Origin of the sequence: Deminuibacter soli (assembly GCF_003412455.1) — a bacterium.
In the GTDB taxonomy this organism is placed as follows: Bacteria; Bacteroidota; Bacteroidia; order Chitinophagales; family Chitinophagaceae; genus Deminuibacter; species Deminuibacter soli.
The window spans coordinates 44827-66499 of record NZ_QTJU01000004.1; the positions used below are offsets into that span (position 1 = coordinate 44827).

Here is a 21673-nt window from a genome sequence, read left to right on the forward strand (position 1 = left end):
ACACTTTCAAATTCTCAAATTTTCAAATTGGATCTCAGTTCACCCGGTACCCATCCACGCTTTTACCGTTAAAAGTCGGCACGTACAACACACGGCTTGCAGCATTGTATTCAATATCTGCAGTATTCTTTTTAATAGAGCGGGTATCGATGAGCACCTGGGGTTGCTGGCCAGCCTGCAGGGAATAAATAACACCTATCCAGGCAGAAGCAATGAAATTACCCGGAGTGGTGGCTACAAGTCCGTCGGTGCTTTTCTCCATACCGGTGAACAGCACAGTGGGCTTTTTATCAGCATCAAATTCAACCAGGCTGCCGGCTGAGAGTACATAGAGTTTATTGTTCAGCGCAAGCAATCCATTGGGACTGGTTATATTGTCGATATAAATTTCGGGAACGCCGTTTTTAATACAGAAAACCTTGTTGGTGCGGGTGTCTGATACATACACAATGCCCTTGTCGTCTACGGTAATATCATTCAGGAAAATGGCATGCGGTACCGGTATTTTGCGGATCACTTTCGATTTGGCGATATCAATTTCCACTACCTCATCCAGGTCGGCTGCATAAAGTGTGTTGCCATGTTTGCCAAGTCCCTTGGGTGCATTAAGACCGGTGATCCAAAGCGTATCGATGATCTTGCCTTCAGGGCTCAGTTTGGCCACACCACCCTTGCCATCTTTGGTATTACCTTGCCCGTCGATGAGTGACACATACAGCAGGTTGTGCTGTGCATCGTATAAAACTGATTCGGGGATAGCGAGTACACTGTCGGTTTTCCAGAGCGGTTGCAGGGAGTGCTGGGCAACAACGGCGTTCATTACAATAAAAAAGGCGAGTATAGCAATTAATCCGGGTTTCATAAGCAGGTTTTTTACACACTAAACTTACAAATAAAACCGCACCTGTAACGCACGCAGTTTTATGCAGGTTATTAAGCAATATTGGCGTGGAAACGCGGTTCGTGTAAAATTTGCTGCCGACGGCTGTGGAAGAAATATTTTTAATGATCAGCCAGTGCTAACGGCTGATGCAAGTAGTTGGTTTTCTCAGTAAAGGGATTGTTTCAACTTTCCCTTTTTTAATGCACCGCCATTACCGGTTCTGCTGTTGATTGCTGGGTTAAAATATGCAGCAGGGATAAATGGTGCCAGTTGTGCAGATCATCTACCCACAAACAGCCGTCGCCCTGCATCTGCGCAATCACCTGCCAGGCAAACTGCATGCAATGCTGCACGGTTTCAGCGGATACAACGATGTTTTCATCCTTTACCAGCTTACCCAGTAAATGCCCCGAAACAGAACGGATATGACCTTTAAAAATACGGCCGCATGGCTGCGCGTATAAACCGTACACACTGTTACCGAGAATAATGCCCAATGGCTGGTAAGTATCCAGTTCAAGAATGGCATTGTTGTATAAAACCGCTTGCGGCTGGCCGGATTGACTGACGATGTGGTACATGCCGCAAATGTGGCCAATTTTATGCCGCGGAATAACGGCCGGAGCTTTGTTAGTAATAAGTTAATACGGCCATAGCGTGCATTAACCGATAAACAGCCGGTTTTAACGTGATTTTCAGCAGGGTATATGTAAGGTGTATTATTTTACGGTTACTTTCATCGTATTGAGCTTTATTGCTATGTATCAGAAGGGATAAAAGATCCCCTAAATAAACCCTGCTTATGCAACTGTTGAAACAAGTTTTGTTTGTTGCAGCATTACTCTGCTGCTTCCTGTTTTCTTCCGCACAAAAAAAAGTGCTCGACCATGCTGTGTATGATCAATGGGAATCATTCGGCGAACGCATTATCAGTAACAATGGCAAGTATGCAGTGTACACCGTAAATGTACAGGAAGGCGATAGCAGGCTGGTGATTGCACAGGTGGGTGCTTCCGGCGGGTTTGTTATTCCGCGTGGCTACAATGCGGCGTTTGCGGGCAATGACGGTTACGTGGTATGCAAAATAAAACCGCCGTATAAAGATATCCGTGATGCACGCATTAAAAAGAAGAAGCCGGAAGATATGCCGAAAGATTCACTGGCATTGTACAACCTTACTACGCGTACGCTGGTGAAAATTGCCAGGGTAAAACAATACAAACAACCCGAAGAGCAAGGCAGCTGGCTGGGTATATTGCTTGAAAAAGCACTACCCGAAACACCTGCCCAGCCCGATTCTGCCACCCGTGTGGCGCAGCTTGCACGCACGGCAGACAGTCTTGCCCATGTGGCAGACAGCCTGCGCAAACAACTTGCCGGCATACAGCAGCACGGCTTTACCGCGAATGCTGCCAAAAAAGAAACAAACGCCAAAAGCAAAACAGAAGATGCCGCAGAAGAAGGCACCACGCTGTTGTTAAAAAACTTACTCACCGGTGAAGAAAAAACCTTTACCCTGGTGAGTGATTTTGCATTTGATAAAAACGGTACAGCCCTGGCCTTGTACAGTACGCGTAAAAACAGCGACAGTACTTCGCAGGCGCATGTGCTGTGGTACCACCTGCAACAAGCCACTACCGATACCGTGATGGTAAAACTGCACGACGCACACAGCCTGGCATTTGATGAGGCCGGTACGCAACTGGCCTTTACTGCAGAACGCGACAGCAGCACAAAAGCCGTTCAGAAACTGTTTAAACTATGGTACTATAAACCCGGCATGGACAGTGCTACCTTACTGGCAGACCGCAATACCAGCGGCGTGCCTGCGGGCTGGGGTATTAGTGAAAATGCCACACTGCGTTTCAGCAAATCAGGTGCAAGGTTGTTCCTGGGTACCGCGCCCATACTGCCGCCGAAAGATACCACGCTGCCTGAATTTGAACGTGCAGGCGTAGATATCTGGAACTATAAAGATGATGCGCTGCAAACCGTGCAGCTGTACAACCTGAACCGCGATCTTAAAAAATCTTATACCGCGGTATACAACTGGCAAAACCATTCAGTGATACAGCTGGCCGATGAGCAGTTTAAAAATATAGAACTCACCGATGAGTTAAACGGCAATGTATTTTACGCAGCTACCGATACAGGTCGCAGGGTAGCCGCACAATGGCAGGGATATACCTTCAGCGATGTGTATGCCATAGATGCTGCAACAGGCAAACGCAGCCTGGTGGAAAAGAATTTCAAGGGCAATATGTATCCCTCTGCCACGGGTAAATACTTGTTGTTGTACCACGACAGAAAACGCAGCTATACCTTATACAACAGCGAAACACACAGCAGTACACCGGTAGTGCTCAATACCAGAACGCCATTGTATGATGTAGAGAACGATGTGCCGGATGACCCCAATCCCTATGGCATTATGGGTTGGGCAAAGAATGATTCGCTGGTGTACATATATGATCAATACAATGTGTACGCTGTACAACCCGATGGTAAAAAGGCTGCTGTGCCCGTGTTTGTACAGGAAGGTAAAAAGCGCGTGCGTTATGTTAAAACCGATGAAGAAGAACACGGCATTGACATAAGCAAACCCGCCTGTTTCTGGGTGTATGATGAAACCACCAAGCTGAGCGGTTTTTCAAAAGCCGTGCTGCAGCAGTTGCCTGCCAGACTGGAGCGCATATCGGCCGATACCGTCAACAGCAGCAGCCTGGTAAAAGCAAAAGAGGCGGGTGTTTACCTGTGGGTGAAAGAAAGCTTTTCACAATCTCCGGCACTGCTGATAAGTGGTAACAGGGCCGATTCGGTACAATCAATGCCGGGCTGGCATACAACACTGGCTGCACAGCTGTATCAAACCAATCCGCAGCAGTCACAATACTATTGGGGTACGGCTTCGTTGTATAAATGGAAAGCCTATACCGGCAAACTAACCGAAGGCGTGTTATATAAACCTGAAAACTTTGATCCCAAAAAGAAATACCCGATGATTGTGTATTTCTACGAGCGCAACAACAATACACTGTACAACTACCAGGCGCCTGCACCCACGCCTTCCCGTTTGAACATACCGTTTTTTGTAAGCCGCGGTTATATAGTGTTTGTGCCGGATATCTGGTATACAACCGGTCACCCGGGCAAAAGCGCGTACGATTACATTGTAAGCGGCACACGCGCATTAATGAAGGAAGGCTTTGTCGACAGTACCAAAATAGGTTTGCAGGGACAAAGCTGGGGCGGTTATCAAACCGCTTACCTGATTACACAAACCAACCTGTATGCGGCGGCATGGGCCGGTGCGCCGGTGGTAAACATGTTCAGCGCATATGGTGGCATACGATGGGAGAGTGGTTTAAACCGCCAGTTCCAGTACGAGAAAACGCAGAGCCGTATCGGTGCTACCATCTGGGAAAAACCGGAACTGTATGTAGAGAACTCGCCGTTGTTTCATTTGCAGAAAGTAAAAACACCACTCGTCATCATGTCGAACGATGCAGATGGTGCAGTGCCGTGGTACCAGGGTATTGAATTTTTTACAGCCATGCGCCGTTTAAACAAACCGGTATGGCTGCTGAACTACAATGGTGAAGCGCACAACCTGGTAGAACGCCGTAACCGCAAAGACATACAGATTCGCGAACAGGAATATTTTGACTGGCTGCTGCAGGGCGCTGTAGCTCCCAAATGGATTACCGATGGTGTGCCTGCTGTAATGAAAGGCCGCACCTGGGCACTGGAAAGCAGTAAATAAACAGGCTTCAATGGAAGATGTGTACAAAAAGAGCCCTGGCAAAGCCGGGGCTTTTTTATGCCTGCTTTCCGGCTTTTTTTTCGTAAATTCCTAAAGAGAAAATCAGGATGCGTATGAAATCATTATCGGACACATGGTTCGCGGATGGCTATATTGATTTTGAGCTGAAAAAGTATATTTTACTGGCCTATCTCAAAGAAATTGACAGCTATTTCAACGCCAATAAACTCTATCCCCATTTGGGTGACCTTATCTTTCACTACAACAACCTCGTTGCTTTCCGGGAGAACAAGAAGTTTTTGCAGGAGCAGTTTCCCAAACGGCTTACCGGCATACAAATGGAAAAACTGCAGTTGCTGTACGAGCAGATTGTAGAAGATGATGAACTGATGCAGGAGCTGGAAGCCATTATTCACTATGCTGCCGGCAAAATGAAAAATACCATTACCAGCGGTACGGAAATTTATGAGTTTGTAGAAAACCAGATCAATATTATTCCTATCGGTTTAATACCGCTCGATTTGAATGAGGGGTATTTCTTTTTAACCAAAACGGCTACAAGGGATACACTGGTTTATCATTACCGCCTCAGCATTTTTGAGAAACATGATGAGAAATTCCGGAGTATCAGAACAGAATATATCGACAGCTGGCAGCGCAGCATAGCCAACAGTTACAGCTGCATAAAACGGGAACTGATTAAAAAAAGAAAGGAACTGCCCAACCCGGCGGTATATGCGGTGGAAACAGAATTAACCTATCCCATTGAAGAAACATTATTGCCTATTGCCAAACGCAGCCTGGTAAGATATATTACCACCAATGCCGCTTAAATAAAAGTGCCGGCCCAAAGCGTGTTCGTCATAGGTAAACAAGCTTTCGCCGGCACAATGGTTGTTGTTATTTTAATTTTACAGATACCACTTCGCCTTCACTGTTCACGTCCACAAATTTTTCCAGCAGGTCAGAGTGATCGGTGGTGTAATACTCACGTGTGTAATAGTTGGTGTAGTAATCGCTGCCTGTATAGCGGTTGTACGAGCCGGTGGTGTACCAGTTCAGCACACCTTGTATGTAATACTTGCCGGGCTTCATTTTAGGGAAAGTGAATTCACCTGTGCTGTTGGTAATGGCCTCCAGCCTGAAGCGGAATGCTTCGGGAGAGAGGTACACGTATTTCAGCTTGCGGTGGTTTTCCTTTTTGCGCAACTCCAGGTATTCCATCAGGTAAGGCGTTACAGGGAACAGCAGTATTTTAATTTTATTCGCCAGTATGCGGTTGCCCATTTTAATGGCCATGTTATTTTTCTGACGGGTAAAAGCAACACCGGTAATAGTGCCTGTTCCTTCGGCCAGTGCGGCCCTTGCCGCCAGCGTATCAAAAGGCGCCTTGGGCATCATGCGGATGGTATCATCTCTTTCTTTCTGTACATACTGGGCCCGCGCCTGCGCAGTAAACAGCAACAGCAATACCAGCAATGCAGGCAGGTGTTTCAGGGTATTATTCATTGTCGGATGTTTCATCTTGCAATTTTTCCGGGACGTTATTTGCAATATACCTGTTCCAGTTTCCACGACTGGTAGCTATTGCCTGCGCCATAATCTGCCATCAGCGTAGCAGATGCTGTAGCACCTGCCGCTACAGCGCTTACGGGTAAAATGCTTTCTGTGGAATAGCTTTTATTGTTGGTGGTAGTTACCGTAACTTTTGCATAAACGGGGCGTGAGCCTTTGGCTACATCATAATCAGCAGTGCCGCTGTTTTTCACATCGAAGGTGAGCAGCACAGTATGCTGGCTGGTGGCGTCTTGCACAGCGGTGCTGTTTAATTTCAATTGATCTGCAAAACAGGCGCCGGCAGGCTGTGTGCCGCCTGCAACGCAGTAAAGCTGGTCTACCTTATACGATTTGTATTGGTTGCCTGCGCCATAGTCGGCCATTACAGCGGCAGATGCGATTTTCCCTGCTTCAACACTGGATACCGGTAAGATGGTTTGCGTGGCATAGGTTTTACCATTGGTAGTGGTTACGGTTAATTTAACGTACACCGCGTTTGAGCCGCCGGCCACATCATAGTTGGTGGTACCTGTATTTTTTACGTCGAACGTAATCAGCGCAGTATGCTGGCTGGTGGCATCGGTAACATTTGTTTCCGTTAATGAAAGCTGATCGGACATACAACCGGCGTTTGCAGGCGGGGCAACAGGGCTGTCATTTTTTTTGGAACAGTTCGTAAGTAAAAGTACGGCCAGCAAGGTAAGCGTTGCCAGGGCGCTGATTGGTTTCATCATGCTATCTGTGTTTAATATTTAGCGGGTGTTTTGCGGACACCGGCAAGCCGGTGCAATTTTGTGCGGCAAAACTATGGGCACTATACCGGCCAGGCAATACCAGCAGTGTTGTGTTTTTTTCTACCGGATTATTGGTAGTTTCTGCGCCATAACTGTGCATAAATCATATCCATGTTGATCTGCATTCGTCAATAATTGCTATTTTAGTTCTTATGACCCGCATCTTATTCCTCTTGTTGCTAACCGTGGGCCCGGGCCTGTATAGCGTTGCCCAGTCGCCCCTTCCGCTGAATGAACAGGCGTATACCGACAGTTTGAATCACCAGCTGCAGATAGCAGGTACAGACAGTGCGAAAGCAAGAATCAGTTTTTTACTGGGTGATTACTGGCGCGGGAAAGACACACTGAAGGGACGTGCATTTCTTAACCAGGCCGCTGTATTCGCTGCAAAATATCCGCGCCTGCAGGCAAGCTATCCTTTTTACGAAGGCCAGTTTTATTTTAATACAGACAAGGCCAAGGCAGGCGCTGCTTTTCTGAAAGCCACACAAACATTGCAGCCGTTTGCCGATAAGGATGCGCTGCTGCTGCGGTCCATGGCATGGTTTAATTATGCCATTATGCTGCGTGCTGAAAAAGGGGATGCGTTTGTTACCGATACCTGGCTGAATAAAGCCATCCCGCTTGCGGAACAGGCAGGAGCCGATGAAAAGATCGGCTTGTATTACACGCAGCTCGCCACCTTGTTCATGTACAACGGCCGTTTTGATAAGGCAGAAGAATACAACAACAAGGCCATTGCCCTGCTGGAAAGCAAATACCCCACATCAACCACGCTGATGCTGGCCTACCTCTCTGCTGCCGGCAATGATATTTACAATAAGAAAAAGGCAGAGGCCAAACGTTGCCTGGACAAGGCAAAACAGTTGCTGGCGCCTTTTCCTGAATCGGTGAACTATCCCAACTATTATTACAACGAAGGCCTCTACTATACCATGGCCAATGAATTTGACAGCGCCATGGCCAGTCTCAACAAAGGCATACCGCTGGCAAAGAAACTGCACCAGCAACAGCTGCTGCAGATGCTGGTGTTCAGGAAATACAATATCCTGCAGGAATCGAAGCAGTATGAGGCTGCCAAACAGCTGCTGCTGGAACTGCTGAACGAAGGCACCTTGTCAGCCGATGTCAACAACCGCAGAACCATTTACCAGCAAATGGCCATGGTAAATGCCTCGCTGAAACTGATGGGCGAAGCCTACAGGTGGTCACAGCAATATGCCGTATTGAGCGATAGTTTGCAATCCAGCAACCTGCAGAAAAACATGCACGAGCTGGAAGCTAAATTCAATAAGTCGGAAAATGAAAAGCAGATCGCCGTACTGGCTGCAGAAAAAGAAAAAGCCCTGCTCACTGCCCGCAATGGCAGGTTATTGAGCTGGTTACTTGGCGTGCTGGCGTTGTTATTGCTGGCGATTGCCGGGTTTGCGATGGTACTTAACCGGAAAAATAAAAAGCTGGCTGCACAACAGCAGCGCAATCACCAGCAGCAGTTAAAAGAAGCCGAGCAGCAAAAACAACTGCAGGTGAGTGAAGCTTTATTACAGGGAGAAGAAAATGAAAGAGAACGTGTAGCACGCGATTTGCATGATGGGCTGGGCGGTATGCTGGCAGGGATCAAAATTAACCTTTCCACGCTGCTGCCTGCTGCACAGCCGGTGAACAATGAGCTGAGCCGCATTATGTCGCAAATTGACCAGTCATCTACCGAACTGCGCCGTATTGCGCGCAATATGATGCCCGAATCGCTGCTGCAGTATGGGCTGGAACCGGCCCTGCGTGAGCTTTGCGAATCGGTGAACAGGGAAGCAGTGCACATCTCGTTTCAGCCCTTTGGTATCAGCAACGATATGCCAAGGCAAACACAGATCACGATTTACCGTATGGTGCAGGAAATGCTTTCCAACGCCCTGCGGCATGCACATGCATCGAGCATTGTGTTGCAATGCACACAAACAAAACATACTTTTTATATCACGGTAGAAGACAATGGCAGGGGGTTCGATATGGCACTGATGGCACGTGCAAAAGGTATCGGGTTGCGTAATATTAAAAAACGTGTGGATTACCTGAGAGGCAAAATGGAAATAGAGGCTGCTGCGAATGAAGGAACCACCATAAACATTGAACTGGATGTTGCAGGATAAATGGATTCAATTGGCTGTTGTAGACGATCACCCGATTGTGCTGCATGGCCTGGAGCGGCTGTTTGCGCAGGAACCGCATATCAGTATCGCAGGCTTTTTTACCACCGGTGCTGCGTTTATCGATTTTATGGCAGACAATGAGGTGCAGGTGGTGTTGCTGGATATTGCCTTGCCCGATATTAACGGCGCAGAACTGTGCAGGAAAATAAAACAGCTGTCGCCCGCCACCTGTGTGCTGGCATTCAGCAGTCACAGCGAGCGCGCGGTGATAATGCAGCTGTTGCAAAACGGTGCCAGCGGTTACCTGTTAAAAAATATTGCAGCACCCGAGCTGATGCAATGCCTGGAAGAGGCGCTGAACGGGCAGATTACCTTTAGCACAGAGGTAAAGAAAATCATGGCCAGGCCATCTGCCGGGGAACTGGAGCCCGTGCTACCGCTCACCAAAAGAGAAAAACAAATACTGCATTTGATTGCAGATGGTAAAACCAATGCAGCGATTGCCGCGGTGCTGTTGTTAAGTGTGCTCACCGTAGAAACACACCGCAAAAACCTGATGCAGAAATTCGGGGTAAAAAATGCCGCCGCATTAATTAAAGCCGCGACACAACACCAGTTGTTGTAAATAAAAACGCGGGCAATAATTGTTGCCCGCGTTTTTGTTATGTGTGCTGCTGTTAAGGCAGTGTTTTGTTTTGATCCCAGTTTTCGAACTCTTTGGCCACTTCGGTAAGGAAGGTAGAGCCGAGTGCGCCATCTACAATACGGTGATCGTAGCTGAGTGAGAGGAACATCATATGGCGGATGCCGATGGTATCGCCCTGCTCTGTTTCAATTACCACGGGGCGTTTTTTAATGGCGCCTACTGCCAGTATAGCCACCTGCGGCTGGTTGATGATGGGGGTGCCCATAAGGCTGCCGAAGCTGCCTACATTGGTAAGGGTGAAGGTGCCTCCCTGTGTATCATCCGGGCGCAGTTTGTTGGTGCGGGCACTGGCAGCAAGTGAGTTTACTGCTTTGCTTAAGCCAACCAGGTTCAGGTAATCGGCATTGCGTATAACCGGCACAATCAGGTTGCCGGTAGGCAATGCAGTGGCCATGCCTATATTGATGTCTTTTTTTATAATGATCTTGTCCCCGTCAAGCGAGCTGTTAAGCATGGGGAAGCGTTTCAGCACGCGAACGATACAATCGATAAACAGCGGGGTAAACGTGATTTTGGTGCTTTCCCTTTTTTCAAACTCCTGTTTCACCTTGTCGCGCCACAGTACCATATGCGTTACGTCGGCTTCGGCAAAGCTGGTCACATGCGGACTGGTATGCTTGCTATCTACCATGTGCTTGGCAATAAGCTTGCGCATACGGTCCATTTCAATGATTTCCACATTGTCACCGTAACCATTGCCGGCAGACTGTACGTGCACAATTTCTGCGGAAGGGGTTGGTGTGGCTGCGGGCTGGGGTACGGCAGGCTGGGTAGCAGTTTGCGCAACAGGTTGCTGAGGCTGCTGCGGTGGTGCCTGCTGTTGCTGTACAGGTGCTGCATTTTGCCGGCCCCTGGTTTCAACGTACTGCAGAATATCTTTTTTGGTAACCCTTCCTTCTGCACCGGTGCCGGGAATCTGTTCCAGTTCGCTGAGGCTGATGCCTTCGTTCTGGGCAATATTCAAAACCAGGGGTGAGTAGAAACGGGCGCCTGAAGGTAACTGTGTTGGTTTGGGCTGGGGTACATAGGGTACCTCGTGCTCCACAGAAAAATCAGCTGCCGGCTGCGGTTGCTGTACAGGTGCAGCGGGAGCCTGCGGCTGTGGTGCTGCAGTAGCTGCGGCATTGGTTTCAATGCGTGCAATTACAGCGCCGATGGGCACTACATCATTTTCTTTAAACAAGACCTCGGTGAGTATACCGCCATTGGCAGCAGGCACTTCACTGTCCACCTTGTCAGTCGCTATTTCCAATAACGTTTCGTCCTGCTGAACACTGTCACCGGGTTTCTTGTGCCACTTTAAAATGGTGGCTTCCATAATGCTTTCACCCAGTTTGGGCATAACCAAATCTACAACTGCCATGCTATTCAGTTTTTTCTATCAATATGGTGTGTATATGCAAAGCAAATGCCGTGCACCGCAATCGTTTCCGGCGTCAAAAGTAAAGGTTCTGACCGAATAAACGGCTACGTGTTTTGTAATATCGCCATACGCAACATATTGAGTGCCTGTATGGCCGTTAATTCAATGTTCCTGCGCCGGTCAAACCGCAGCTGAATCAGTTTAGCTTCTGTTTTCAGCGGTGTGGATACAGCCATCCAAACGGTGCCCACGGGCTTGTCGGCGGTGCCGCCGTCGGGCCCCATAATGCCCGATACGGCTACTGCATAATCGGTATGCATTAATTCCCTGGCATGTGTTGCCATTTGTAATACAGTGGCTTCGCTCACCGCGCCGGCAGTTTGCAGGGTGGTTTCGCTTACGCCCAGCACCTGTTGTTTAATGCTGTTGGAGTAGCTTACCACGCTGCCGCTGAAAAAAGCCGAAGAACCGGGGTGAACAGTTAATAAATGGGCAATATACCCGCCGGTGCAGCTTTCGGCCGTACATACGGTTTTGCCCTGCTGTTTCAGCAGGCGGCCCACCACCTGTTCCATGGTAAAGTCTTCATTTACCACCATCACATCGGCTACCAGCAGCTGCAATTCGCGGTGCAGGTGGTCTATTTCATTTTTCAGGGATACAGGATCGTTGCCGCGGGCGGTTAAACGCAAACGAACCATGCCATAACCGGGCAGGTAGGCCAGTTTTACATGTGCAGGCAGTGCTTCTTCAAAATCTTTGATGCGTTCGGCCAGGAATGATTCGCCGATACCCTGTGTTAATATGGTGCGGTGCTCAATAGCGCCTGGAAAAAAACGTTGTTGTATAATGGGAATTACCTGATGTTCCATCAGCCATTTCATCTCATGCGGTACACCCGGCATCGAGAAAAACAGTTTGCCGTTTTTTTCAAACAGCATACCGGGCGCTGTACCCACTTCATTTTTCAATACAGTACATACATCGGGCACTTCGGCCTGTTTGCGGTTGCGTTCGAGCATGGGGCCGGGACGGCGGAACACTTTTTCAAAAAGGTAAGTCACATGATCCAGCGTAGCCTGGTCAAGCACCAGCTTGCCGCCGAAATATTCAGATAACAAAGGCTTGGTAATATCGTCGGCCGTAGGGCCCAGTCCGCCGGTAATAAGAACAATATCCGCACCCACACTTTCTTCATCCAGTGCACGCCATATTTCGTTCCATACATCGCCCACTGCAACACGGCGCTGCACATGAAAACCATGCATATTCAACTGTTGCGCTATCCATGCACTGTTGGTGTCTATTACCTGTCCTATCAGCAATTCATCGCCTATGGTGATAATGGCGGCATTGGTTAACTGGCTCATGCTATAAAGGTAAAAGAAGTGCAGAAAACACAGCGTATAAAATAATGTGGTACATTGGCGGTTACCAAAAATAACCGGCATTTATGAAGCGGATTGTAACAGCGCTTTTTGTTTTGAATTTCTGCAGTACTATTCTTTACGCCCAGCCCATAAAACAACGTTTGCAGCAGGCAGTGCAGCGCATAACAGCCGATGCAAAGCTGAAACACGCGATCATGGGCTTTTATGTAGTGAATGCACAAACAGGTGCAGTGATATACGATTACAATGGCAATACCGGTCTGGCCCCTGCCAGCACCCAGAAAATATTCACCAGCACGGCCACGCTGGCCCTGCTTGGACAAAACTACCGCTACACCACGCTGCTGGCGCACAATGGCAGCATCAGCAACGGCGTACTTAATGGTGACCTGCTGATTGCAGGCTCAGGCGACCCGAGTTTCGGCAGCTGGCGTTATGCAGGAACACACCGTGACAGCGTATTGGCACATATTTCGGCCGTGCTGCGCCGCAAAGGCATTACGCGTATAACAGGCAACGTGGTGGTACGCGATACCGCATTCAGCTACCAGCCCATACCCGGCGGCTGGATATGGGAAGACATAGGCAACTACTATGGTGCAGGCACCTGGGGTTTAAACTGGAACGAAAACCAGTACGATCTGCAGCTGAAACCAGGCGCCAAAGAGGGAGACACCGCACAGGTCATCGGCACCAAACCTGCCCTGCAGCAGGTGGAATTGCTCAACCGCATCACCACCGGCAAAGCAGGCAGCGGCGACAACAGTTATATTTACCTGGCGCCCTATGCCGATGCAGGTTTTGCAGAAGGCACCATACCCGCAGGCGCAGGCCGTTTTGCCATATCCGGCGCTATGCCCAACCCCGGCAGGCAGTTTGGTTTTGATTTACAGCAGTACCTGCAAACGCAGGATGTTGCCGTAAACGGTACAGTAGAAACAGGCTGGGAGCTGCTTAACAACAAACAATCCATCCCTGCTTATACACGTGTACTCGATACCATGTACTCGCCGCAGCTCGATAGCCTGGTGTACTGGTTTTTGCAGAAGAGCATCAATTTATACGGGGAAACATTTATTAAAACACTGGCCCGCAATGCAGGTACAACAGGCACTACAGAAGAAGGAGTGGCCTTGCTGCGCAATTTCTGGCAGGCCAATGGAATTGAACCGTCTGCATTAAAAATACAGGACGGCAGCGGTTTGTCGCCACAGAACCGTGTTACGGCGAATGCCCTGGTAACCGCCCTGCAGTTTGCCCGTAAGCAGCCGTGGTTTGATCATTATTTTGCCGATTTGCCCCTGTACAACCGCATGCACATGAAAAGCGGCACTATCGGTGGCTCCAAGGCCTTTGCAGGATATCATACTTCCAAAGAAGGTATTCCCTACACCTTCGCCATTATCGTAAACAATTTCGACGGCCCGGCCCAGGCCGTGGTGCAGCAGATGTATACCGTACTTAATGAACTGAAGTGATGAATACCGTACATATTTTAACCGCAAAGGTCGCAAAGGAGAAAACAAGCAAAGAGGCTGCTTAACCAAACGACATGAACGATAAATAACGAACCAACGAACAATAAAACCATTGAACCTATTGAACAATGGAACCTATTGAACGAAATACGGCTCCAGCCGGTGATGCAATGCAGGTGGCATCTGTGTTCTGCGGCGGGTAGCGGTGTCGAGAAAATAGAGCAGTACAGTGCCTGAGGTAAGCAGCTTGCCTGCTTCGTTAAACACCTCCTGGTGAAAAGTAATGCGGTGATCGGTAGGCAGTTCGCGGATAGTGCTTTTGATGGTGAGCAGGTCATCATAGGTGGCGCTGCGCAGGTATTTTACATTCAGTTCCACCACGGGCATCATTACGCCCTCCAGCTCCATGTCTTTATACGTATAACCCAGCTGTCGTATGCTTTCTACGCGGCCCACTTCAAAATACTGGGCATAATTGCCATAATAAACCACGTTCATCTGGTCTGTCTCTGCGTAGCGCACGCGCACCTGTGTTGTTGATTCGTACATTTCTTTCAGTTCAAAGGTTAAAGAAGTTCAAATGTTCAAAAAGTTTCAACGCTTGCCTGTGCCGGTTGCTGGATGTGCTTAACAATGGAACAGTTGAACGTTGAAACTTTTGAACTTTTTATCCCCGGGTCATGCCGTCGATGCTGATTTTGCCTGGTCCGCAGAACAGGATGGCCATAAAGGCAGTACCATACAACACGGCCAGCTCAGATTTTTCGAATGGCTGATGGGCATGTACCATAAACAAGGCAACCAGCATTACAATTAATGGCGGAATAACAGTAAGGCGTGTAAACAGGCCCAATACCACGAAAATGCTGCAGAATACCTCGGCAAAAATTACCAGCAGCAGCGAATTGCGTGAGCCAATGCCCAGTAAATTATAAAAATTGTGTGCGTAATAACCAAAATGCATCAGGTGGGGGATGCCATGATTGACTATTAAAAGGGCTCCGAAACTCAGTCGCAGCAACAGCATCGCAAAATTAAAAGCGCCGTCACTGTAGTTGGTTGATAAAAATTTTCTCATTCAAAGCATTTGCACAAAAATAAAGGATTGGAATGTTTATCCACAAATAGTGGAACAGTCTTTGTCTGCCAGTGATCATTGTTACCTTTAGACCAATTTTTTGTATAATTAAGAATCTGTTTAAAATAATTTCTGAAAATTGTCGTTCGTCCAACTATGAATAGTAAAATCAGGGTGGGTATTGCATTTGCGCTGTTACTCAATGCTGCACAGCTGAATGCACAGGCCACCAAAGCCAATGAAGATCCGGATGCTGATTTTAAGCAGGCAAAGGAGTTATACCAGAAAGCGCAGTACAGCCTCGCATACCCTTTGTTTAAAACCCTGTATGATGAAAACAACCGTACCAGCAGCATACCGGTTACCATACAGGTAGAATCGAAATACTACGCCATTGCCTGCGGACTGAAGCTGGATGATGCCACCGCAGCGAAGGCAGCTGTTGAGTTTATTGACCTGGAGCACTATGCACCCCGCATCCAGCTGTTGTGTTTTGAACTGGGTGAATACTATTTCCGCAAGCAGGATTATGTTGCAGCCAATACCTATTACGAAAAGGCAGGCTTTGATAACCTGAGCAACCGCCAGATTGCGGACATGAAGTTTCACCAGGCATATGGCTATTTTACCATGCAGCGTTTTAACGACGCCATCCCGCTGTTCAACGCCATCCGCCAGATACCTGCTGACCCCAATTATATCGACGCCAATTACTACTATGGTTTTATCTGTTTCTACCAGAAAAATTATAAAGAAGCGTTAACCGCGTTTCGCGTGGTAGAAAACCAGCCCAATTATAAAACCATTGTTCCATATTACGTAACCGAGATTTACTATTTCAACGGCGATAAAGACAAAGCCATTGAGTACGGTGCGGCAGCATTGGGCAAGGGCAGCCAGTACTACGATGTGCAGCTGCGCCAGCTGGTAGGGCATGCATGGTTTGAGAAAAAAGAATACGACAAGGCCCTGCCTTACCTGGAGCAATATGTAGCCCATACCGAAAAAGTACGCAGGGAAGATTTGTATGAATTGTCTTATTGTTATTATGAAGCCGGTTCATGGGACAAAGCCATCTCTGGTTTCAAAGAACTGGGCGGCAAGGAAGATTCGCTGGCCCAGAACAGCATGTACCTGCTGGCAGATGCTTACCTGAAAGTAAACCAGAAACCCAGTGCCCGCAGCGCATTCCTGTTTTGCGCACTCAACAGCAGCAATGCCGTGCAGAAAGAAATATCCAGGTTTCACTATGCCAAACTAAGTGCAGAACTGGGTTATACCGATGTGGCGCAGACCGAATTACAGGAGTTTATTGCCAACTACCCGAAATCGGCTTACAACAATGAAGCGAAAGAACTGCTGGTAAGTGTACTGGCCAATACCAACAACTACAAAGATGCGCTGAGCCTGGCGCAGAATGTGGGCCTGGATCGTGAATCAGTAAAGAAAGTATACCCGCGTATTTTGTACGGCCGTTCCGTAGAGCTGATCAACGACCAGCAGATACTGCAGGCCGATGAACTGCTCACCAAAATATTCAATGCGCCTTACAATACCCAGCAATTACCGCTGGCCTATTTCTGGAAAGGGGAAATCGCTTACCGTACCGGCAATATTGACGGAGCAGTAGGATACCTGCAAAACTATATGACCAATGCAGTGACTGCAGGAGAGGTAAACGTAACCGATGCGCGCTACGCACTGGGTTATTGCTACCTGCGACAGGAAAACTACCCCGCAGCCCTGCAGCAGTTTGAAAGCATTGCCACCTCGGTAAGTGCAGCTTCTACCGGCATTCAGCAGGATGCATTTGTACGCGGCGCGGATTGTTATTTTATGCTGAAAAAATACAGCAAGGCCCAGCAGCTGTACGATGTGGTGATCAGCAATAACCTTGCGGCAGCTGATTATGCCTTATACCAGAAAGCGGTGATCGCCGGTGCGGCCAACCATTTCAGCGAAAAAATCAACCTTATGCAGTCTGTAGCCCAACGCTACCCCAGCAGTGGTTTGATTGCAGACGCCAACCTTGAAATTGCGAATACCCATATTGCCAGTGAAAACTTTGATGCAGCCATTGCACCGCTGAACAAAGTACTGGCCGACCCCAAAGCCAGTTCCATTAAACCGGAAGCCTACCTGAAACTGGGTGTGGCTTATTTCAACCTCAACAAAAACGACGAAGCGCTGGCCAACTTTAAAAAGCTGGTGGCAGCCTACCCCAACTCACCTGAAAGTGATGCGGCGGTTGATTATGTACGCAACATATTTATCAGCGAACAGAAAACCGGCGAGTTTGTAAGCTTTATGCGCCAGAACGGCAAAAACGTAAGTTATTCTGAAGAAGATTCACTGACGTATGCCGCGGCCCTTATTCCTTACAACAACAACGACCAGGCTACTGCGCTGCAAACACTGGAAAGCTACACCACCAAATTCCCTGACGGCCGTTATGCACTGGATGCGAATTTCCAGGTGGCCGAACTGTACAACACCAGGAAAGACTTTGTGAATGCGCTGAAACATTACGAAGCCGTAAATGCCAAAGCACCCAACAAATACGCAGAGCAGAGTGTGCTGCAAACCGCACGTATTTATTACTTCGAGAAAAAGGATTACGCCAAAGCAGAAGAACTGTTTAAACAGCTGCGTGGTATAGCCAACCAGCAGGATAACAAACTGGAAAGCATGCGCGGTTTACTGCGCTGCCAGTACAAACTGGGCCAGTTTACCGATGCGGCGCCAAATGCGCAGGAACTGCTGCAGCAGAAAGGCATTGCTACCGATGACAAAATGATGGCCAATATGGTAATTGCCAAAACCAGCCAGTTAAACAACCAGTTGGATGAAGCAGCCACTGCGTACAAAAACGTGGTCTCACTCGGCAAATCAGAATACGCTGCAGAAGCGCGTTACCGCATTGCTGAAATATTCAACACACAAGGCAAGCTGAAAGAAGCAGAGAAAGCAGGATTCGAGGTAATCAACAAAGCCGGATCGTACGATTTCTGGATTACCAAAGCCTATATTTTACTGGGTGATGTATATTTTAAAGAGAAGGATTATTTCAATGCAGAAGCAACATTGAAAAGTGTAGCCGAAAATGCCACAACACCTGAACTGAAACAGGAAGCCCAGCAAAAACTGGATGCCGTGGTAGCAGAGAAAAACAAAAACAGTAAAGTAGTGCAACAATAATTGCCGAACCGGACAAACATTGAACAATGAAAAAAAGCATCTTCATACTTGTTTTACTTTGTGCCACTACCGCTGTATGGGCGCAACGCAAACAAACCCATCGTAAAACGGCTGCCAAACAGCAAACGCAAAAAAAGGCACCGGCCAAAAGCACGGCAAAGCCTGCTGCAAACAAACCTGCTGCAAAAGAAGCAGCACCCGATGATGTAACACAGTCTAAAACCGTGACCATTACCTCGTCTTTCAAACCATCGCTGCGCAATGCTTCTAAAATAAATTTCAGTGCGGCTACGCCGGTGAACGACCTGGAGCTGCCCAAACTGCAATACCGTGTGCCTGCACAAAACCTGTTTTTCACTTACCAGCCTGCTACCCTGAAACCACTGGCGCTGAATCCTGATTCGGCCCTGCGCTGGGACAACAGCAGTTATGTGAAACTGGGCTTCGGTAACTACACCACGCCGTTTGCACAGGTAGGCCTGTCATTCGGTGATCCTTCCAAAGCACTGGTGAATGTAAATGCCGATCATATTTCTTCAAAAGGCAGCCTGCCTTTCCAGGAATACCGCAAAACAGGCGCATCGGTAAGCGGCATTTTTACGCCAAACGATAATGTGGAATGGAATGGCACCGTATTCTTCCGCAATACCAACCAGTACCGGTATGGTTTTACACCCGATACACTGAAATCGTACAGCAAAGACAGCCTGAAACAACAGTATACTAATTTCGGTATCAAGGTAGGGTTGCGCAATAAACAGGAAAACGAATACGGCATTGATTACAATCCCACCATCGCTGCCAACGCCTTCTCTGATAACAACCATGCCAGGGAAGCCAGCTTTGTGCTGGATGCGCCTTTATCGAAAAGCTTCTCTAAAGTATTTGCTTTTAACCTGGGTGTAAGGGCAGATATCACGAGCTATAAAAGAGATTCGGTTGCAAAGAACATCAGCAACAACCTGTTTTATGTAACACCTGCCCTGCAGTTTAAAACACCCGATTTTAAGCTGGTTGCCGGCGTTACGCCTTCGTGGGATAACGGCGCTTTTCACCTGCTGCCTAATTTTACCGCAGATGCCCGCATCGTGGAAGAGCGTTTTGTACTGCAGGCAGGCTGGGTAGGTTCTTATAATAAAAATACCTACCAGTCATTGTCAACCACCAACCCCTGGTTGCTGCAGCCCACTTTTTTAACCAATACCCGCCTGGGTGAAGAGTATGCAGGTTTTAAAGGATCGGCCGGTGCGCACTTTACCTACAACGCCCGTGTATCTTATTTGCAGATACGCAACCAGGCCTTGTTTGTAAACGATACCCTGCTGGGCAATTCATTCAACGTGGTAAACGAAAACAGCATGAACGATCTGCGTTTGCATGCCGAGATTGGTTATACTGTGCAGGAAAAGTTTTCGTTACTGGGTGGTTTCTCTTACAACCAGTACACCAACCTGAAAGACAACCAGAAAGCCTGGGGTTTGCTGCCGCTGGAAATAAACGGCTCGCTGCGCTGGCAGGTGGTAAAAGATTTTACCTTTAAAAGCGATGTGTTTTTCTGGGACGGACCGCGTTATTACAACAAATCGTTCGGCGCCGGCAAGCAAGACCCTGCTGTAGACCTGAACCTGGGTGCGGAGTTCACGGTTTTGCCAAGGTTAAACATATGGCTGCAGGTAAACAACCTGTTTAACAACAAATACGAACGCTGGCACCAGTACCAGGTACTGGGTACCAATGTTTTGGGAGGAGTTGTATATTCGTTTGGTCAAACAGCGAAATAAGCATGATGCAGACATTGTATAAATATTTGATTCTCAATAAAAAACTGGCGTTGCCGGGCATCGGCTACTTCACGGTAGAGCATGTTCCGGCGCGGTTGGACTTTGCCAGCAAGAAAATGTATCCGCCTATTTCGGTGATACGTTTCAGCGGCGACAAAGTGCAGGCCGACCGTCATTTTTTTGCTTTTGTATCAGACGATCTGCAGGTAAACGAGGTGGAAGCCATCCAGCAATTCAACAATACCCTGCTCGAGATAAAAAAACAAATTGCTGATAACGGCGTAGCGGTGCTGCCGCAGATAGGCAGCCTGCGCAAAGAGTTCAGCAATACCTATTCCTTTCAGCCTGCTGCTTCGGCAGGTGATTATACCCCCGAGGTAACCGCCGAAAGGGTAATACGCCATGAAGCCCATACCGTTAAGGTAGGTGAGGCCGAACGCACCAGCGAAGAAATGCGCGAAATGCTGGCAGACGGCGGCAGCCGTAAAAGCCGCTGGTGGATATATGCGCTGATACTTGCTGCACTTGGCGGCGGTGCCATTGCGTATTATTATCTTACCCGCGTTAAGCTATAAGTTGTTTGTTTGTAGTATAACGGGATGATGTTCTTTTCCAGGAGCATCATCCCTATAGCCCGGTATGGGGCTTCTTCTATGAGTGATTATGTGTCGTTAAGGATTTGCGGCCCTTCGCTCCAACTGAAGCAGAACTGGCCTTTTATAAGGCCAATTTTAAGTTTTGGCGGTATTTACAACTCCCGGACCTTCACATTCCTGAACCATACTTTGCCGGTGCCATGATAATCCTGCAGGGCAATAGCGCCTTTGGCGGCAGCGCCGTAACCCGGCGCATCTTTCCATTTGCCATGGGCTTTTTCCTGCTGCCAGGCCTCATCGCCAAGCGTGTATTCCACTACTTTCACATCGTTCAGCCAGTGTTCAACATGGTTGTCTTTTACCACAATGCGTGTATGGTTCCATTCACCAACGGGTTTGGCCGCATCTGATGATGGTGTGTTCATGGCGTAGTTGGCGCCGGTTTTCTGGTAAGGCTCAATTTTGCCGGCATAGCTATCATTGTCGAGCAACTGGTACTCCGGGCCACTTAAATAGCTCTGCGGGTATTGCTCGGTTACCTTGTATAAAATGCCGCTGTTGGCGCCCGGGGCTATCTTCCAGTCAACCACCAGTTCAAAGTTTTTGTATTGTTTGTTGGTAACAAGGTCGGCGTATTGTTTAGCTGCAGTTTCATGACAAACAATACTGCTGTCTTCCACTATCCACGAGCCGGGTTTGTGCTGGTAAGTATGCCAGCTGCCGGTGCTTTTGCCATCGAATAATAATTGCCAGCCTTCTTTTTTCTCAGTGCTGGTTAGTTGGTTAACGGCTGCGCCGTCCTGGGCTGAAACGTTTCCAGTGCCCGCTGCCAGCGCAAATAAAGCAGCATACAGTATGTTCTTTTTTTTCATATACAATCAAGTAATTGGTTCAGTATTCAATTGGTGCATAAAAAACAGCAAGCCATCAAACAGTCA

Annotated in this window: 17 protein-coding genes; 8 read left to right on the plus strand and 9 right to left on the minus strand. The window is 48.1% G+C overall.

Annotated elements, in window-relative coordinates; translation table 11 throughout:
- Nucleotides 1-34: 34 nt before the first annotated feature.
- Both DXN05_RS12620 and DXN05_RS12625 read right to left on the minus strand, forming a co-directional pair.
- Nucleotides 35-862, minus strand: coding sequence for an SMP-30/gluconolactonase/LRE family protein (locus tag DXN05_RS12620; RefSeq protein WP_116847638.1), 828 nt, complete (start codon nucleotides 860-862; stop codon nucleotides 35-37).
- A gap of 218 nt (nucleotides 863-1080) precedes the next feature.
- The gene (locus DXN05_RS12625) at nucleotides 1081-1464 is read right to left on the minus strand and encodes a hypothetical protein (RefSeq protein ID WP_116847639.1); all 384 of its coding nucleotides are present in this window, start codon (nucleotides 1462-1464) and stop codon (nucleotides 1081-1083) included.
- Between the two features lie 221 nt (nucleotides 1465-1685).
- Between DXN05_RS12625 and DXN05_RS12630 the strand changes: the two genes are divergently transcribed.
- Entirely contained in the window at nucleotides 1686-4646 is a 2961-nt protein-coding gene (locus tag DXN05_RS12630) for an alpha/beta hydrolase family protein (protein ID WP_116847640.1), read from the plus strand.
- A 113-nt stretch (nucleotides 4647-4759) separates the two neighbouring features.
- A complete protein-coding gene (locus DXN05_RS12635) occupies nucleotides 4760-5479 on the plus strand; it encodes a hypothetical protein (RefSeq protein WP_116847641.1) in 720 nt (239 codons plus the stop codon).
- Between the two features lie 67 nt (nucleotides 5480-5546).
- Here the strand turns inward: DXN05_RS12635 and DXN05_RS12640 are convergent, their stop codons facing one another.
- Both DXN05_RS12640 and DXN05_RS12645 read right to left on the minus strand, forming a co-directional pair.
- Nucleotides 5547-6170 (minus strand): carboxypeptidase regulatory-like domain-containing protein, encoded by a 624-nt coding sequence (locus DXN05_RS12640; protein ID WP_147313908.1) that lies wholly within the window; start codon nucleotides 6168-6170, stop codon nucleotides 5547-5549.
- A 20-nt stretch (nucleotides 6171-6190) separates the two neighbouring features.
- On the minus strand, nucleotides 6191-6937 hold the full coding sequence (locus DXN05_RS12645) for a hypothetical protein (protein ID WP_116847643.1): 747 nt from the start codon (nucleotides 6935-6937) through the stop codon (nucleotides 6191-6193).
- Nucleotides 6938-7149: 212 nt separating this feature from the next.
- Here DXN05_RS12645 and DXN05_RS12650 point away from each other — a divergent pair, with 212 nt between their 5' ends.
- Nucleotides 7150-9144: a tetratricopeptide repeat-containing sensor histidine kinase gene (locus DXN05_RS12650; RefSeq protein ID WP_116847644.1), complete on the plus strand. Its 1995-nt coding sequence runs from the start codon at nucleotides 7150-7152 to the stop codon at nucleotides 9142-9144.
- Entirely contained in the window at nucleotides 9131-9769 is a 639-nt protein-coding gene (locus DXN05_RS12655; RefSeq protein ID WP_211330040.1) for a response regulator, read from the plus strand. The genes DXN05_RS12650 and DXN05_RS12655 overlap by 14 nt, the downstream gene beginning before the upstream one ends.
- 52 nt (nucleotides 9770-9821) lie before the next feature.
- On the opposite strand, the gene DXN05_RS12660 is transcribed toward DXN05_RS12655, so the two are convergent.
- Together DXN05_RS12660 and DXN05_RS12665 are read right to left on the minus strand one after the other, a co-directional pair.
- Nucleotides 9822-11213, minus strand: coding sequence for a dihydrolipoamide acetyltransferase family protein (locus tag DXN05_RS12660; protein WP_116847645.1), 1392 nt, complete (start codon nucleotides 11211-11213; stop codon nucleotides 9822-9824).
- A gap of 104 nt (nucleotides 11214-11317) precedes the next feature.
- Nucleotides 11318-12583 carry a CinA family nicotinamide mononucleotide deamidase-related protein gene (locus tag DXN05_RS12665; protein WP_116847959.1) on the minus strand — a complete coding sequence of 422 codons (1266 nt, stop codon included), beginning with the start codon at nucleotides 12581-12583 and terminating at the stop codon, nucleotides 11318-11320.
- 83 nt (nucleotides 12584-12666) lie between these two features.
- On the opposite strand from DXN05_RS12665, the gene dacB reads away from it, so the two are divergent.
- Nucleotides 12667-14082, plus strand: a complete 1416-nt coding sequence (gene dacB, locus DXN05_RS12670) for a D-alanyl-D-alanine carboxypeptidase/D-alanyl-D-alanine endopeptidase (RefSeq protein WP_116847646.1) — start codon at nucleotides 12667-12669, stop codon at nucleotides 14080-14082.
- A gap of 135 nt (nucleotides 14083-14217) precedes the next feature.
- Here the strand turns inward: dacB and DXN05_RS12675 are convergent, their stop codons facing one another.
- Nucleotides 14218-14631, minus strand: coding sequence for an acyl-CoA thioesterase (locus DXN05_RS12675; RefSeq protein ID WP_116847647.1), 414 nt, complete (start codon nucleotides 14629-14631; stop codon nucleotides 14218-14220).
- A gap of 118 nt (nucleotides 14632-14749) precedes the next feature.
- Nucleotides 14750-15160, minus strand: a complete 411-nt coding sequence (locus DXN05_RS12680; RefSeq protein ID WP_116847648.1) for a DoxX family protein — start codon at nucleotides 15158-15160, stop codon at nucleotides 14750-14752.
- 156 nt (nucleotides 15161-15316) lie between these two features.
- Here DXN05_RS12680 and DXN05_RS12685 point away from each other — a divergent pair, with 156 nt between their 5' ends.
- From DXN05_RS12685 to DXN05_RS12695, 3 genes are read left to right on the plus strand one after another with little or no spacing between them, the layout of a single operon-like run.
- A complete protein-coding gene (locus DXN05_RS12685; protein WP_116847649.1) occupies nucleotides 15317-18358 on the plus strand; it encodes a tetratricopeptide repeat protein in 3042 nt (1013 codons plus the stop codon).
- Between the two features lie 26 nt (nucleotides 18359-18384).
- Nucleotides 18385-20139 (plus strand): TonB-dependent receptor, encoded by a 1755-nt coding sequence (locus tag DXN05_RS12690; protein ID WP_116847650.1) that lies wholly within the window; start codon nucleotides 18385-18387, stop codon nucleotides 20137-20139.
- 2 nt (nucleotides 20140-20141) lie between these two features.
- Nucleotides 20142-20714: a hypothetical protein gene (locus DXN05_RS12695; RefSeq protein WP_116847651.1), complete on the plus strand. Its 573-nt coding sequence runs from the start codon at nucleotides 20142-20144 to the stop codon at nucleotides 20712-20714.
- Between the two features lie 173 nt (nucleotides 20715-20887).
- Here the strand turns inward: DXN05_RS12695 and DXN05_RS12700 are convergent, their stop codons facing one another.
- On the minus strand, nucleotides 20888-21607 hold the full coding sequence (locus DXN05_RS12700) for a 3-keto-disaccharide hydrolase (RefSeq protein WP_116847652.1): 720 nt from the start codon (nucleotides 21605-21607) through the stop codon (nucleotides 20888-20890).
- Nucleotides 21608-21673 lie beyond the last annotated feature (66 nt).